The organism is Gilliamella sp. Nev5-1 (genome assembly GCF_001690895.1).
GTDB lineage: Bacteria > Pseudomonadota > Gammaproteobacteria > Enterobacterales > Orbaceae > Gilliamella > Gilliamella apicola_C.
In genome coordinates this window covers 1-15,778 of sequence record NZ_LZHO01000004.1, presented here as the reverse complement: position 1 = coordinate 15,778, position 15,778 = coordinate 1, and the positions used below count along the sequence as shown (strand labels likewise).

Sequence of the window (15,778 nt, the reverse complement as noted above, 5' to 3'; positions counted from 1 at the left end):
GATATCAAAGCTTGGCCTACTATTCGTGAAATATTTATTGAAATTGTCGACGCTATTTTTGAATTTTTTATAGGGGGGTTTTAGTTGAGTTAATAAATTGAGGAAGCGTATAATTTTAGGTTAATAATGGTGATTGGTAATCTAAGGTTTTTGCTGGTGAAATAATTATTATCATAACATATTTTGCCTATTGTATTTTGCAATAAATCGGGTTATTTTACATCAAATTCAACCCAAAGGAGTAGCAAAATGAACGTAGATAAACAAGAAATGCACGATATCAAAGCTTGGCCTACTATTCGTGAAATATTTATTGAAATTGTCGACGCTATTTTTGAATTTTTTATAGGGGGGTTTTAGTTGAGTTAATAAATTGAGGAAGCGTATAATTTTAGGTTAATAATGGTGATTGGTAATCTAAGGTTTTTGCTGGTGAAATAATTATTATCATAACATATTTTGCCTATTGTATTTTGCAATAAATCGGGTTATTTTACATCAAATTCAACCCAAAGGAGTAGCAAAATGAACGTAGATAAACAAGAAATGCACGATATCAAAGCTTGGCCTACTATTCGTGAAATATTTATTGAAATTGTCGACGCTATTTTTGAATTTTTTATAGGGGGGTTTTAGTTGAGTTAATAAATTGAGGAAGCGTATAATTTTAGGTTAATAATGGTGATTGGTAATCTAAGGTTTTTGCTGGTGAAATAATTATTATCATAACATATTTTGCCTATTGTATTTTGCAATAAATCGGGTTATTTTACATCAAATTCAACCCAAAGGAGTAGCAAAATGAACGTAGATAAACAAGAAATGCACGATATCAAAGCTTGGCCTACTATTCGTGAAATATTTATTGAAATTGTCGACGCTATTTTTGAATTTTTTATAGGGGGGTTTTAGTTGAGTTAATAAATTGAGGAAGCGTATAATTTTAGGTTAATAATGGTGATTGGTAATCTAAGGTTTTTGCTGGTGAAATAATTATTATCATAACATATTTTGCCTATTGTATTTTGCAATAAATCGGGTTATTTTACATCAAATTCAACCCAAAGGAGTAGCAAAATGAACGTAGATAAACAAGAAATGCACGATATCAAAGCTTGGCCTACTATTCGTGAAATATTTATTGAAATTGTCGACGCTATTTTTGAATTTTTTATAGGGGGGTTTTAGTTGAGTTAATAAATTGAGGAAGCGTATAATTTTAGGTTAATAATGGTGATTGGTAATCTAAGGTTTTTGCTGGTGAAATAATTATTATCATAACATATTTTGCCTATTGTATTTTGCAATAAATCGGGTTATTTTACATCAAATTCAACCCAAAGGAGTAGCAAAATGAACGTAGGTAAAAAAGAAATGCACGATATCAAAGCTTGGGCTACTATTCGTGAAACATCTATTGAAATTGCCGAAGCTATTTTTGAATTAGCCAATAATGACGAAACTTTAGCTGAGCAGATTTGGTCAGAAGGGAGTGATGAAGTTTTAAAGCTCGCTTTTGCTAAAACTAAAGCTGATAGGCTGTTCTGGGGTGAGCAAACCATTGAACGCAAAAATATTTAGATTTTTATGAAGTTAACTTTTTTAGGAACAAGCGCAGGCTCTCCTACCGCACAACGTAACATGAGTAGTATTGTGCTAGATGTTAGGCAAGAAAGAGGGCGCTTATGGCTTTTTGATTGCGGTGAGGCAACTCAGATGCAAATGCAAAAAGCCAAATTTAGCCTTTCTAAACTTGAGATCCTCTTTTTAACACATTTACACGGTGATCACCTGTTTGGGCTACCCGGTGTTTTAACATCCCAATCTTTGATGCAAAATCAATCATCGTTAATTTTGGTTGGTCCAAAAGGTATTAAGCAGTTTATCGAAACGGTCATTGAAATTAGTGATTCTTGGTTAAACTACCCGCTTAATATTATTGAGCTTGAAAAAGATTGTACCGTTTTTGAAGATAACCAGTTTCGAGTTGAAGCAAAATTATTACAACATCGCGTGCCATGTTTTGGTTATCGTATTTTATATAATGACCTTAAAAAAGGTCGGAAATTAGCGATTTTAGGTGACACAATACCTTGTGAAGCGTCGATTGAACTTGCTAAAGATGTTGATGTCCTTGTGCATGAAGCAACACAAGAACATGCTTTAGCGGATAAAGCCATTGCGCGCGGCCACTCGACAACAACACATGCCGCAACAATAGCCAAGCAAGCTAATGCTAAAAAGCTAATTATGACTCATATTAGCCCTAGATATAGTTTACATGATAATGATAAATTGGTTAGCGAAGCTAAAAATATATTTCCTAATACCGAAATAGCCACCGATTTTTCCACATTTGAAATTTAAACAAATTTCGCCGAAATGATCGGCGAATAAACGGCTGTTCTAAATACAAAAATCTTTAATTAATTGTTCTATTGTTGCTTTGGTTGGCTTTAAAAAATCTAATGAAATAAATTCATCGGGTTGATGTGCTTGTTCAATTGATCCCGGACCTAACACAATAGTTGGTGAGATTTGATTTAAGTATGGTGCTTCGGTACTATAATTCACTGTTTCGGCACTATGGCCAACTAACTTTTCAATATGCTGTAATGCCGGATGATCTTTTTTGCATTCATAACCTGGAATAGGTGAAACTTCGTATTGTATTTCAACCCGATTTGGGTATCTATCTATGACAGGCTGAAGTACGTCACAAAGGGTATTATAAAGCGAATCGATATCATTATTAGGCAATACCCGAATATCAATGACCAGTTCACAACAACCACAAATACGGTTTGCTGCATCGCCCCCATGAATAACACCTAAATTTAATGTAGGATAGGGAACACTAAACCCCTCATTGTGGTACTGCTGTTTAAATTGCTGTTTCAGGACTAATAAGCGTTCAATGACTAAATGCATCACTTCGATAGCGTTAATACCTTTATCTGGATCACTAGAATGCCCTGATTTACCAATTACTTTTATAGAATTAGAGATAAACCCTTTATGAGCACGGATGGGTATTAAAGATGTTGGCTCGCCAATAATGGTACAGTCAGGTTGAAGATTGGTGTTTTTAGCAAAAAATGATGCACCAGCCATTGAGGTTTCTTCATCAGCGGTAGCTAGAACGTAAATTGGCTTGTTTAACTTTTTGAGATCAATATCACGTAACGCTTCTAAAATAAAAGCAAAAAAACCTTTCATATCGGCAGTACCTAATCCATATAGCTTATTATCTTCTTCAGTTAGCTTAAAAGGATCTTTTGTCCATTGTCCTTCATCAAAAGGAACCGTATCGCTGTGCCCACTTAGTAATAAACCGCCTTGCGTTTTATTGTCACTGTTTGAATAAGTTGCTAGCATGTTGAATTTGTATCGAGTATTGGGGACAGGCTGAATATCAATAGTAAAACCTAAATCTTCAAACCAAGTAGCTAACTTCTCGATAAGTGGTTGGTTAGAATAATCCAATTTTTCGTTAGTGACATTACTAATTGTCGGGGTAGAGACAAGTTCGTTATATAGTGTTAAAAAAGAAGGGATAGCCATAAAATTACCTTTAAATAATAGTTTGAAAACATATACTTTTACATGCTGTAAGCATAACATTTACATTATCTTTTGCCTATAAATTACCATTCTTTTCAATCGGTATTTTATATATTGGGTCATTAATTATATGTAAAGTTATTTCAAATAAAGTAATATGTGTTAATAAATTAAACACACATAATGATTAAAAAGCTACTACTAAACTTTTAATAAAATAGCTTATTATTGCTGAATAAACATATTGATCATATGCTCAGAAAACAAGGAAATATCAAAAAATTCCCAGATAATGTCATTTTAATTGCTAATAAAATAGATTATTTAGCTTGTCAACTACCAAGCTAAATAGCTAGAAATACGCTTTAAAATAAAGGGGCGTTTATTGAGGGTAACTAATAAATTTGCCAATAGATATGCTAAAGCGTAAAATGCCCATCTTATTTTGCTTAACCTATTACAAATAAGTAATACTGACTTGAAATCAGAGGCATTTTTTAATGACAACTTTATATGCAAAACCAGAGCTACTTTCGCCAGCTGGTTCCCTTAAAAATATGCGTTACGCTTTTGCTTATGGGGCAGATGCCGTTTATGCTGGTCAACCTCGCTACAGCCTACGTGTTCGCAATAACGAATTTAATCATGAAAATTTGGCAATTGGGATCAACGAAGCCCATGCCCAAGGCAAAAAGTTTTATGTGGTAGTTAATATTGCCCCACATAACTCTAAATTAAAAACCTTTATTCGTGATTTAGAGCCTATTGTAAACATGAAGCCCGATGCTTTTATTATGTCTGATCCTGGGTTAATTATGTTAGTTCGTGAGCATTTTCCTGAAATGGAAATCCATTTATCGGTGCAATCTAACGCAGTTAACTGGGCTACAGTAAAATTTTGGCACCAGATGGGTTTAACCCGAGTTGTATTATCCCGAGAATTATCACTTGATGAAATTGCTGAAATTCGTGAAAAAGTGCCCGAAATGGAATTAGAAGTATTTATTCATGGAGCGCTATGTATGGCATACTCTGGTCGATGTTTACTTTCTGGTTATATTAACAAACGTGATTCCAATCAAGGTACGTGCACTAATGCATGCCGTTGGGAATATAAGGTTGCTGAAGGCAAAGAAGACGAAGTTGGTCAAATTGTACATAAATGTGAGCCCATCCCTGTGCAACAAGTAGAGCCAACATTAGGTATTGGGCAGACCACAAATAAAGTATTCATGCTTGAAGAGTCTGGGCGCCCAGGCGAATATATGCAAGCTTTTGAAGATGAGCATGGCACTTATATTATGAACTCAAAGGATTTAAGAGCGGTTGAGTTAGTAGGCGACCTGACTAAAATTGGCGTACATTCACTCAAAATTGAAGGCCGAACAAAATCTTTTTATTATTGTGCAAGAACAGCACAAGTATATCGCCAAGCGATTGATGCCGCGAGCGAGGGTAAACCTTTTGATCCTCGTTTGTTACAAGAACTCAATGCGCTTGCTCATCGCGGTTATACCGAGGGTTTTTTACGTCGCCATAAGCATGAAGAAATGCAAAACTATGAACATAGTCATTCAGTATCTGATAGACAACAATTTGTGGGTGAATTTAGTGGTGAGCGATTAAATGGTCTCGCTGAAATTATTGTAAAAAATAAATTTTCTGTCGGCGATAGTGTTGAAATGATGACCCCAAAGGGCAATACCACTTTTATTATTGAACGTATGGAAAATAGAAAAGGGCAATCAGTGCCAGCAGGACTTGGCGATGGTCATATTGTTTATATTCCCATTCCCGAAGATATTGATCTGAATTATGCTTTATTAATGCGTAATTTAGAATAATTACAGTTTATCAAACGAGTAGGTTATCATATCCCTAAATTTTACCCTTTAGGACAGGTGGAAAGGATCGCCTATATGCGAGCCTTTCCACAAATTTGGTTATAATTCAGTCCAAAACATCCCAAACCAACCTAAGGAGTACAAGATGCGAGACCAAAAAGAACGAGTTTACAGCATTGAAAGATTAACTAAAAACGAATTTAGGTATACTAGCTCAAACCTAATCTAACAGTTACCAGTTTTTATTGGGTATCTGGCAGGTTAAATCGAGTTCAGATTTTTTCTTCCCAGATCCGTTTTCCATGAAACAATGTTTCCATTGGTGTTCGACCGCAGCACATTTTTCCCTGATGAGTTCGTTCATTATTGTAATAATGCAGCCAATTGCCCAGATCTGTTTGGCGTGTTTCTAAATCTGAATAGCGCTTTTTACAGAATGTCACCATATAAAACTCATGTAAAATAGTTTTATGAAAGCGCTCGCAGATCCCATTCGTTTGTGACGACATAGATTTTGTCTTAGTATGGTCAATATCATTAATCGCCAGATAAAGTTGATAATCATACTTTTCAATAGTGCCACAAAACTCCGTTCCTCTATCGGTTAATATTCGAAGCATTGGCAAATGATGAGCATTATAAAATGGTAAGACCTTGTCATTGAGTAAATCGGCTGCTGTAATTGGCATTTTGGCCACAGACAATTTACAATGCGAAATCTTAGAATAAGTATCAATAAAAGTCTGTTGATAAATCCGACCGACACCCTTTAAATTACCAACATAAAACATATCTTGAGAGCCAAGATAATCTGGATGAGCGGTTTCTATTTCACCACAAGCTTCATCATCGTGCTTTTTCTTTTCTAATGCAGCTATTTGGTGGTACAAGTTATCTCTTTTAGTAAAAAATTTAATATTATTTGTTTTATTTGTGATAAAATACAGTAAATTATATTTTTATGTTAGGCTAGGGTAATTGATTATCTTAATTTTGCATAAAATAACTTAAAATTTTTTAAAAGAACATAATGAACCATTATTTATACGAACTAGCTAGCACCAAAACTAATATACTCTTGTTACAAGGTCCTATAGGTCCTTTTTTCAAAAATGTAGGAATGTGGTTACAGAAGTCTGGCTGTAATGTTTATAAAATAAATTTAAATGGAGGTGATGAACATTTCTACCCACGAAATAGCGTTTCTTTCTGCGAATCGATTGACGCTTTTCCTCAATTTTTAGAAAATTATATCCAACAGAATGCTATTGATGCCATTGTTGTTTTTGGTGATTGCCGTATTTATCATAAGATAGCGAAGTCAATAGTAGATTCTAATTCAAATTTATCGTTTTGGGTGTTTGAAGAAGGCTATTTTAGACCACATTATATTACATTTGAGAAAAATGGAGTTAATGGTTTTTCTCTTTTGCCTAAAAATCATGATTTTTATCAGAATATTGAAATTACACCTATTAATGATAGAAAGGAAAAGTCTCATTTTTACTCAATGGTTTATTATAGTATTACATATTATATTTTTATATTATTAAAAAAATACAAATATTATAATTATGTGCACCATAGGAAGACTTCGTTACTTTTTTATGCTTCTCGTTGGAGCTTGGCTTTAATCAGAAAATTCAAAGCAAAATTAACCCAACCTAGGTTGATAAAGAATATCATTAACGATGATTATAAACCATTCTATATTTTTCCTTTGCAATGTAATCAAGATTTCCAAATACAGGTTCATAGTCATTACCATTCAATGAAATCGTATATTTTTAGAGTTATTCGCTCATTTTCTCTGTTTGCTGATGAAAAGAGCTATTTATTAATAAAACATCACCCAATGGACGAGGGGTTTAATAATTATAATCGTTTAATAAAAAAATTAGCTAATCGCTATGGTGTAAGCAAAAGAGTTATATATATCCACAGCATCCCTATGCCAATTTTATTAAGAAAAGCAATAGGATTAGTTACAGTTAACAGCACCTGTGGGTTATCAGCACTTATCCATGGATTACCAGTAATAGCGTTAAGCAATGCTCATTATGATATACAAGGTTTGACTTTTCAATATGGGTTAGACCGTTTTTGGAAAGAAGGACAGAAACCTGATATTCTGTTATTTGAAAAATATCGAAGTTATTTGTGTAATAAATCCCAAATTAAGGGATCCATTTATTATAAGGATTTTAAACTTAATATTAGTCTATAGATATTATATATGAGTAAACTTACTAAATTTTTAAAAAATCCTCAAATATTTTTCAGAGATTATTTTATAAAAAAATATCCGTTGTCTTTTGATGAGCAAAATCATGATGTTTTTGAGGAAGATATTTTAATTACAAATGATTTTAAATTATATAACATAGATATTAATACAAGTTGTGACCCTGTTGATGTTGTTATTACTTGGGTTAATAATTACGATCCAAAATGGGTAAAAAAATTAGAATACTATAAAAATCAGCAAAACATAAATGTAGTGAACCCAATATCTATAGATAATGCGAGATTTGAAAATCATGGCGAATTATTTTATGTAATTAAAAGCATTAATCTTTTTATGCCATGGGTACGAAATATATTTTTAGTTACAGATAATCAAATTCCAGAATTTACATTACCTAATAAAGTTATTGTTGTTGATCATAATCAAATAATAGATAAAACATATCTTCCGACATTTAATTCTCATGTTATTGAAGCCCATCTTCATAATATACCTAGCTTATCTGAGAATTTTATTTATTTTAATGACGATGTTTTTGTCGCTAGAGAATTACCAAAATCTCACTTTCTAAGTGGGAATAATTTAACATCTCTATTTTTAAATAAAAGAAACTTAGATGATATGCTTAAAAAAGGTGTAAACACACCTACATTAGCAGCATGCTTAAATTCCAGGCAATTATTATTAAAAAAATATGGCAAAAATATAAATATTCCTTTAGTCCATACTTACGTACCATTGAAAAAATCTTATTTTAAGTATGCATGGTCTTATTTTAGTAAAGATATCAATGGATTTATCAGTAATCGTTTTAGAGCTAATAATGATATTAATTTAGCAACTTTTTTAATACCATGGATGATGTATCTTGAGGGGCGGTCAATATTGGCTCGAGATATCTGTTATTATTTTAATATTCGCTCAGCATTTGCTAACACAAACTATAATATTTTAAGTCATAAAAAGAAAAAGAAAATATTACCGCACTCTATTTGTGCTAATGATTTTAGTACACAAAAAGCATCTTTGTTATACGATAAAAATAATTTAATGATATTTTTGAAAAGTTTTTATAGATAATATAAAAAATATATTTCATTATATGGAATAAAAAGTAAATAAAAAGTAAATAAAAAGTAAATAAAAGAGGTCTCATGAAACTTAAAGCAAAAGCAAGGAAATTATTTCGCAATCCTAAACTTTTTTTTGATGATTATAAAGCTAAAAGAAGAAAAATTGTTTTACCAGAAATATCGGATATTGCATCCAATAAAACTAAAGATAAAACTAAAGATAAAACTAAAGATAAAACTAAAGATAAGAAAAAAAATAAAGCCCCAATTTATTATCAAAGAGTTGCCATCAGCAATAATGGTCAATTATTTTATGAAAGATTAATGGATTTTTGTAAGTTAGTAAATATTCCCTTTATGACTGGTGCAACAGAAGATCCTTGGATGAAAGGAATTCATATTGATTATAAAGATATGAATCTTTTTGTAAGTATGCTGCAATACTGGTTCTCTGAAGGAGATTACTATTTAAAAGTTGATAATGATTTTTTCTTAATAAAAAATATTAAGAAAAAAGTAGACATTCCTCAACTTAAATATTTTGATTTAATTCATATCGAAAATGAATATTCAACTAAATCTTTTTCAAATAAATACTATTCACTTATAAGAATATATTTTTGGAGCAAGCAAGAAACATATTCTGATCTAGTTCTTTATACGATTAAGGGAAGTAATAAATTTATTAGTAAATTAACTATAGATACATTTAAAAGCTATGTTAATTGTAATAAAAATTTAGATGAATATTTAGAATCTAGCTCAATTTGTTATTCTTTTCCTATCGATGCGGTTATCACTTGGGTTAATGGAGACGATACTGAGTGGAAAGCAGAGAAAGATTTATATTCTAATAATATTAATGATTCATTAGAAGGAGAAGGTAGGGCAAATAAAGATGAACGCTTTCGAAATAGAAATGAATTAAAATATTTGTTAAGATCTATTGAGATGTTTGCACCATTTATAAGAAAGATTTTTATTGTAACTTGCGGGCAAACGCCAGAATGGTTAGATATAAGCAATGAAAAAATTACGTTAATTGATCATAAAGATATTTATAAAAATAAAGACGCTTTACCTACTTTTAATTCAAGTAGTATCGAAACACAGCTTCACCATATAGACGGATTATCTGAACATTTCCTTTATTTTAATGATGATTTTATGTTAACTGATTTTTGTACGCCAAGTGATTTTTTCTTTGCTAATGGTATTATGAAGTATTTCCCATCAGAGAATAGAGTATATGAAGCAGATATTGATGACTCTAGAGAAGAATATTTATTATCTGATCGCAATGCAATTAACTTAATTAAGAATGATTTTGGAAAATCTGGTAATGATATAATGTTACATTGTCCTTATCCATCTAGAAGAAGTCTTTTATATTTTCTAGAAAATAAATTTGAAGCTGCTTTTTCTAAATGTGAAAAAGAAAGATTTAGATCCAAAAATGATTTAAGACCGATTGCATTTATGCAGTATCATTACGGATTTCAAAAAGGATTAGCTGTTCCATCTAAATTGTCACATCGTTATTTAGCTTTATATAAAAAAACGATTGATAAACAGTTTAATGGAGTTTTTAAAACAAGAAAATACAAAACTATTTGTATTAATGATGTTGCAGTTCCCGAAGACAGACTTCTACCTGTAAATGATATGACAATTGATTTTTTAGAGTCTTATTTTCCTTTAAAATCATCATTTGAAAAGTAATTAAGAACGAGTAATATAAATCACGAACAAAAAACTTTTCGAGATTGACATAGTATATGGTAATTATATTATTCTCATTTCCATAGAACGCACTTTAGCACTTTAGAAAGTTAAATAGGGCATTATGTGAATAGGTAAAATGCTACCATCCATACCAAATGCCCTATTGAAATGGAATCATAGTTGTCTCCAAATCTGCTGTTGTCAAATATGTTGAAACATATTCAATAGCTGGTAGCGTACTAGCTCAAATAATAAAAAAATTATTGAAAGCTACTAATAAAAAATGGAAATATTTTTCTAAATATATTGTGTGCAATTAGTTTTAATAATTCAGAATTCGCTTTATATAAAATTGATAATTATTATCAATATAAAAAATATTGAATATTGTAATCATCGTTCCCTATGAAAGTTTAAAATTATTAGGAATATAGAAATGTTGGAAAAAAATTTATTTGCTGTTTGCGCTATATGTAGAAATGAATCTCCATATATTATGGAGTGGATTGCGTATCAAAAATCTATTGGGATAGATCACATATTTTTATATGATAACGTTAGTGATGATGGAACATCTGAATTACTTATCAACCTTGATGCGATTGGTGAAATCACAAGGATTCATTGGCCAAGAAAAAAGGATATTCCACCACAAAGAGAAGCATATTCTCATTTTCTTCAGAATTTTAGCTATCTTTTTGAGTGGGTTATGATTTGTGATATTGATGAATTTTTTTTACCTAAGCAAGGTGATATCAGAGATTTTGTTTCTGCTGCAGAAGAAACAAAAACAGATGTTGCTGCAATTGCTATCCCTTGGCTTTTATTTGGGTCAAGTGGATTAGTAACACAAGATGATAGGCTTGTCTTAGAACGATTCACACATTGTGATAAGAAACCTCATTCATCTGTCAAATCAATTTTTAAACCATCTAAAGTTTTTAATATGAGAACTCATATATGTGATATTTTAGACGGAAGTTATATAGATAATGAATTTTCTTTACCTAAGTGGAAAGCTGAACCAATTTCATTAAAAAAACCAACATTAGGGTATGGAGTTTTTCACCACTATTTCACAAAGTCGAAAGAAGAATGGGAAAGGCGCCGTTTAATGGGAAGAGCTGATAGAGCTCAAGTAGCTTTTAGGACCCTTCAACTTTTTGATAAATATAATTGTCAACCAACTATTAATACTGAAATATACCGTTATTTAGACAAGGTAAAAGACAGAATCACATATTTAAGCTATAAACTTAAAATAAATAATATTAAAATTGAAAAAATAAAAGAAAACTATACTCAATTGATATCAATTGATCGGCGTTGGATAGTTGGTCGTATAAATAGTCAGCTCAATAGTATAAAAATTAGAATTTTGATTAACAATGAAATTGAATTTATATTTGTTGCAAATAAAAGATTTTGTGATCAATCAATTGGCTTTATTTTAAATATCTCATGGTTAAATATACCCATTGAAAAAATAAGTATTTTTATTGTAGGAAATGTGGAATCTGACACATTTTATCCAGATAATTTTCCATCACAAAGAACAATGTTACTAAATCTGATTAAGTATGCTCCAAATGCAGAAGAAATCATTTTTCATCGAGTAGCAAGAATGGCAAGAACAGAAAAGGGTATGCGGAATATTTCAAAGATCAATTTACCACCTTTTAATAAATTTGAATTATTTGGTGAATTGTTAAATATTATTATTAAGGCTTATAAGACTAATTTGGATGTAAAAGATGATATTTGCTCCTTTTTAACAAATTATGGAAAACAAGGGTGTGATGCTTATAAGGTATTCATCAATGAAAAATATTTTTGTTCCTCTTTTTTACCAAAACTAGAATTGTAGTAATATATAACAGTGAGACTCATAAACATATTTAACAGATGATGTATCCATGTTATTTTTTCATAGCTAAGCTCTTTTTACTTTTATTATGGAAAGCTTTTACATGCCTATCGTTATGTATCATCTATTATTTAATAATTAAAAACAACAATAAAAAGGAAACTATATGATGCGAATTGGATTATTTATTCTAACTAACTTAGCCGTTATGTTTGTATTTGGCATTGTTCTAAGTATCTTAGGTGTTGATTCACATAGTACGCTAGGTTTACTTATTTTTGCAGCACTATTTGGTTTTGGTGGATCTTTTATATCTCTTCTTTTATCTAAACGGATGGCTTTACGGTCAGTAGGAGGGCAAATTATTACTCAACCTAGTAATAATCAAGAACAGTGGTTACTCGATGTTGTTCGCCGTTTATCAACCGAGCTTAATATAAAAATGCCAGATGTTGCTATCTATCATGCTCAGGATGTTAATGCTTTTGCAACTGGTGCCACCAAAAATAGTTCTCTTGTTGCAGTAAGTTCTGGTTTATTAAACACAATGACTCAAGATGAGGCAGAAGCGGTCATTGGTCATGAAATGAGTCATGTTGCTAATGGCGACATGGTCACAATGACTTTATTACAAGGTGTACTCAATACTTTTGTTATTTTTATTTCAAGAATGTTAGCATCTGTTGTAGCTCAAGCATTGGATGATCGTAATCGTGGTTTATCACAGTTAACCTATTTCTTGATAGTTATGGTTTTTGAAACTGTATTTGGTATTTTAGCAAGCCTTATCGCAATGTGGTTTTCTCGTTATCGAGAATTTCATGCTGATGCTGGTTCGGCTAAATTAGTAGGCAGTACAAAAATGATTGCTGCGTTAGAAAAACTAAAAACCAGCCATGAACCAAGTGAAGATACTTCAATTCTGGCATTTTGTATTAATGGTGCAAAAAAAGCGAAATTTTCTGAATTGTTTATGTCTCATCCACCATTAGAAAAACGAATCAAGGCTTTACAGAATAGGACTTACCAAAACTAATCATTCTATAACAAAAATTATATACAAACGTACAATTATCTGAAAGCTTTTGACAAGCATTATTAAATTAACAATAATGCTTGTCAAATAAAGAACAGAGCGTCAATTAATCCCATTGTCAAAAGAGTTTATAATGCCATCCTATCATAATGCTAAAAATGAATTAGAATTACTTAGCCCTGCCAAAAATATTGAAATTGCACAGCAGGCTATTTTACACGGCGCAGATGCAGTATATATCGGTGGACCAAGCTTTGGTGCTAGGCATAATGCAGGGAATTCTGTTAGCGATATTGCCCAGTTAGTTGAATTTGCTCATCGTTATTATGCAAAAGTGTTTGTAACCTTAAACACCATTCTTCACGATAATGAGCTTGAACCAGCAAGGCAACTCATATGGCAATTTTATGATGCGGGTGTTGATGCATTAATTGTACAAGATATGGGAATTTTGAATATGGATATACCTCCCATTGATTTACATGCTAGTACTCAAATGGATATTAGAACACCAGAAAAAGCAAAATTTTTATCTGATGTTGGATTTTCACAAATAGTTTTAGCACGAGAACTTAATTTAACTCAAATATATGAAATTAATAAAAAAATTGATTCGAAAATAGAGTTTTTTATTCATGGAGCACTTTGTGTGGCTTTTTCAGGTCAATGTTATATTTCTCATGCACAAACAGGGCGCAGTGCTAATCGAGGAGATTGCTCTCAAGCTTGTCGCTTACCTTTTACTTTAAAAGATGACCAAGGTCGTATTGTTGCTTACGAAAAACATTTATTATCAATGAAAGATAATAATCAATCGGATAATCTAATGGAATTAATTCAAGCTGGTGTTAGATCATTCAAAATAGAAGGGCGCTATAAAGACTTAAGTTATGTAAAAAATATTACAGCATTTTATCGCCAAAAATTAGATAATATTTTAGCTAAATCATCAAATTTCTTACTTGCATCAAGTGGTCGTACAGAGCACTTTTTTACACCAGATCCCAACCGAACATTTCATCGAGGAAGCACTGATTATTTTATAAACGGTAGAAAGCCTGATATAGGCGCCTTCAATTCACCTAAATTTATTGGCTTGCAGGTTGGTGAGATAACTAAAGTTACATCTAAAACTATCGATATCAGATCCGAGAAAATATTAACTAATGGTGATGGTTTAAATGTACTGATAAAAAGAGAAATTTTTGGATTTAGAGCTGACAAAGTAGAGAAACTTTCGGCTAATCAATACCGCATTTACCCAAATGAAATTCCCAAACCACTTTTTTCCGTTAAACTACCTTATATGGTCAATCGGAATCTCGATCATATGTGGCAGCAAAATTTATTGAAAGAAACAAGTAATCGTCGCATAGGTGTATCATTTGAATTACATAATATTGAAGGAGGTATTGAATTAATAGCAAAAAGTGAAGAGGGTATTTGTGTTGAATTAGCATTAAAGGATGAATTTGATCTTGCAGAACAACCAGATAAATTTGTGAAAAATATTAGAGATAACTTATCTAAAATAGGGCAAACAATATATCACCTAATTGAATTTAAAATGAATTTGTCAAAAATTTATTTTATTCCAAGTAGCCGACTAAATCAATTTAGAAGAGAAATTATCGATAATTTAACCGCCGCTAGATTAGCCAATTATCATTGTAAGACACGTAAGCCAGAATTAAAACCAACACCAATTTACCCAGAGACACACTTAAGTTACTTAGCCAATGTATATAACCATAAAGCTAAGGAATTTTATGCACAACATGGCGTAAAATTAATTGAAAGTGCGTATGAAGCACACGAAATAAAAGATGATGTCCCACTAATGATAACGAAACATTGTTTACGATTTGCGTTTAATTTATGTCCAAAACAAGCAAAAGGAATCCAAGGAGTAAAAAACAAAGTAACGCCAATGAAATTGATTCAAAACAATGAAGAATTATTATTAAAGTTCAATTGTAAAGCTTGTGAAATGCAAGTTTGGGGAAAAATCAAAAGCCACATCTTAAAAAAACCGTTACCTGGTAGTGATGTTATTTTTATGACAAAGAATTAAATTACTATAATAACAAAAATAACAAAAAAATTTAGTTTTAAATTGATGAGAACAGATATAAAGCAGTAGTTTCAAAAAATAAAGTTAGTAATGCAAGCTGGAATTAATTCTATAATTACCTGTTTTGTAAACTAAGTTTATTCATTATCACTAAAGCGCCTATTTGTGAAACTATGCTTGGTTAATCAAATAGGCATTTGCCTATCAACACACTTTAATTAGCAACATAAAGCCTGTTTAAGTGGCACCAAGCTTAATTGTAAGTATCCGAAACAAAGGTGATGAGGTGGCAGAAAGTACCGTTGTAAATAAACACAATAAAAACAGTCAGAAAACACATTGATTTT

The 15,778-nt window shown here is 31.3% G+C and carries 10 protein-coding genes and 1 pseudogene; 9 read left to right on the top strand and 2 right to left on the bottom strand.

All coding sequences use genetic code 11. The annotated features are described in order from the left end of the window. The first annotated feature begins 1,353 nt into the window (after positions 1–1,353). Both A9G41_RS00215 and A9G41_RS00210 read left to right on the top strand, forming a co-directional pair. The gene (locus A9G41_RS00215) at positions 1,354–1,581 is read left to right on the top strand and encodes a YccJ family protein (protein ID WP_065579400.1); all 228 of its coding nucleotides are present in this window, start codon (positions 1,354–1,356) and stop codon (positions 1,579–1,581) included. 6 nt (positions 1,582–1,587) lie between these two features. Next, positions 1,588–2,367: a ribonuclease Z gene (locus tag A9G41_RS00210; protein ID WP_065567205.1), complete on the top strand. Its 780-nt coding sequence runs from the start codon at positions 1,588–1,590 to the stop codon at positions 2,365–2,367. 39 nt (positions 2,368–2,406) lie between these two features. Here the strand turns inward: A9G41_RS00210 and argE are convergent, their stop codons facing one another. After that, on the bottom strand, positions 2,407–3,564 hold the full coding sequence (argE, locus tag A9G41_RS00205; RefSeq protein WP_075539164.1) for an acetylornithine deacetylase: 1,158 nt from the start codon (positions 3,562–3,564) through the stop codon (positions 2,407–2,409). Positions 3,565–4,064: 500 nt separating this feature from the next. Here argE and trhP point away from each other — a divergent pair, with 500 nt between their 5' ends. Continuing rightward, complete coding sequence (trhP, locus tag A9G41_RS00200) at positions 4,065–5,408, top strand: prephenate-dependent tRNA uridine(34) hydroxylase TrhP (protein WP_065581588.1); 1,344 nt, start codon at positions 4,065–4,067, stop codon at positions 5,406–5,408. 272 nt (positions 5,409–5,680) lie between these two features. Here trhP and A9G41_RS00195 read toward each other — a convergent pair. After that, positions 5,681–6,289, bottom strand: a pseudogene (locus A9G41_RS00195) (integrase core domain-containing protein); the annotation flags it as partial. A 149-nt stretch (positions 6,290–6,438) separates the two neighbouring features. On the opposite strand from A9G41_RS00195, the gene A9G41_RS00190 reads away from it, so the two are divergent. The 6 genes from A9G41_RS00190 to A9G41_RS00165 all read left to right on the top strand — a co-directional run bounded on the left by A9G41_RS00190 (position 6,439) and on the right by A9G41_RS00165 (position 15,431). Further along, complete coding sequence (locus A9G41_RS00190; protein ID WP_082259595.1) at positions 6,439–7,635, top strand: capsule biosynthesis protein; 1,197 nt, start codon at positions 6,439–6,441, stop codon at positions 7,633–7,635. A 9-nt stretch (positions 7,636–7,644) separates the two neighbouring features. Continuing rightward, positions 7,645–8,736 carry a stealth family protein gene (locus tag A9G41_RS00185; protein ID WP_065582594.1) on the top strand — a complete coding sequence of 364 codons (1,092 nt, stop codon included), beginning with the start codon at positions 7,645–7,647 and terminating at the stop codon, positions 8,734–8,736. Between the two features lie 74 nt (positions 8,737–8,810). Next, entirely contained in the window at positions 8,811–10,451 is a 1,641-nt protein-coding gene (locus tag A9G41_RS00180) for a stealth family protein (RefSeq protein ID WP_075539162.1), read from the top strand. A 439-nt stretch (positions 10,452–10,890) separates the two neighbouring features. After that, positions 10,891–12,321, top strand: a complete 1,431-nt coding sequence (locus A9G41_RS00175; RefSeq protein ID WP_065582672.1) for a glycosyltransferase family 2 protein — start codon at positions 10,891–10,893, stop codon at positions 12,319–12,321. 166 nt (positions 12,322–12,487) lie between these two features. Continuing rightward, on the top strand, positions 12,488–13,357 hold the full coding sequence (gene htpX, locus A9G41_RS00170) for a protease HtpX (protein WP_065582671.1): 870 nt from the start codon (positions 12,488–12,490) through the stop codon (positions 13,355–13,357). 133 nt (positions 13,358–13,490) lie between these two features. Then, positions 13,491–15,431 (top strand): peptidase U32 family protein, encoded by a 1,941-nt coding sequence (locus A9G41_RS00165; protein ID WP_075539161.1) that lies wholly within the window; start codon positions 13,491–13,493, stop codon positions 15,429–15,431. The last annotated feature ends 347 nt before the right edge of the window (positions 15,432–15,778 follow it).

Coding starts and splice junctions, on each gene's coding strand:
- A9G41_RS00165 (WP_075539161.1), top strand. CDS start 13,491: ATGCCATCCTATCATAATGCTAAAAATGAATTAGAATTACTTAGCCCT.
- A9G41_RS00215 (WP_065579400.1), top strand. CDS start 1,354: ATGAACGTAGGTAAAAAAGAAATGCACGATATCAAAGCTTGGGCTACT.
- A9G41_RS00180 (WP_075539162.1), top strand. CDS start 8,811: ATGAAACTTAAAGCAAAAGCAAGGAAATTATTTCGCAATCCTAAACTT.
- A9G41_RS00175 (WP_065582672.1), top strand. CDS start 10,891: ATGTTGGAAAAAAATTTATTTGCTGTTTGCGCTATATGTAGAAATGAA.
- trhP (WP_065581588.1), top strand. CDS start 4,065: ATGACAACTTTATATGCAAAACCAGAGCTACTTTCGCCAGCTGGTTCC.
- A9G41_RS00185 (WP_065582594.1), top strand. CDS start 7,645: ATGAGTAAACTTACTAAATTTTTAAAAAATCCTCAAATATTTTTCAGA.
- htpX (WP_065582671.1), top strand. CDS start 12,488: ATGATGCGAATTGGATTATTTATTCTAACTAACTTAGCCGTTATGTTT.
- argE (WP_075539164.1), bottom strand. CDS start 3,564: ATGGCTATCCCTTCTTTTTTAACACTATATAACGAACTTGTCTCTACC.
- A9G41_RS00190 (WP_082259595.1), top strand. CDS start 6,439: ATGAACCATTATTTATACGAACTAGCTAGCACCAAAACTAATATACTC.
- A9G41_RS00210 (WP_065567205.1), top strand. CDS start 1,588: ATGAAGTTAACTTTTTTAGGAACAAGCGCAGGCTCTCCTACCGCACAA.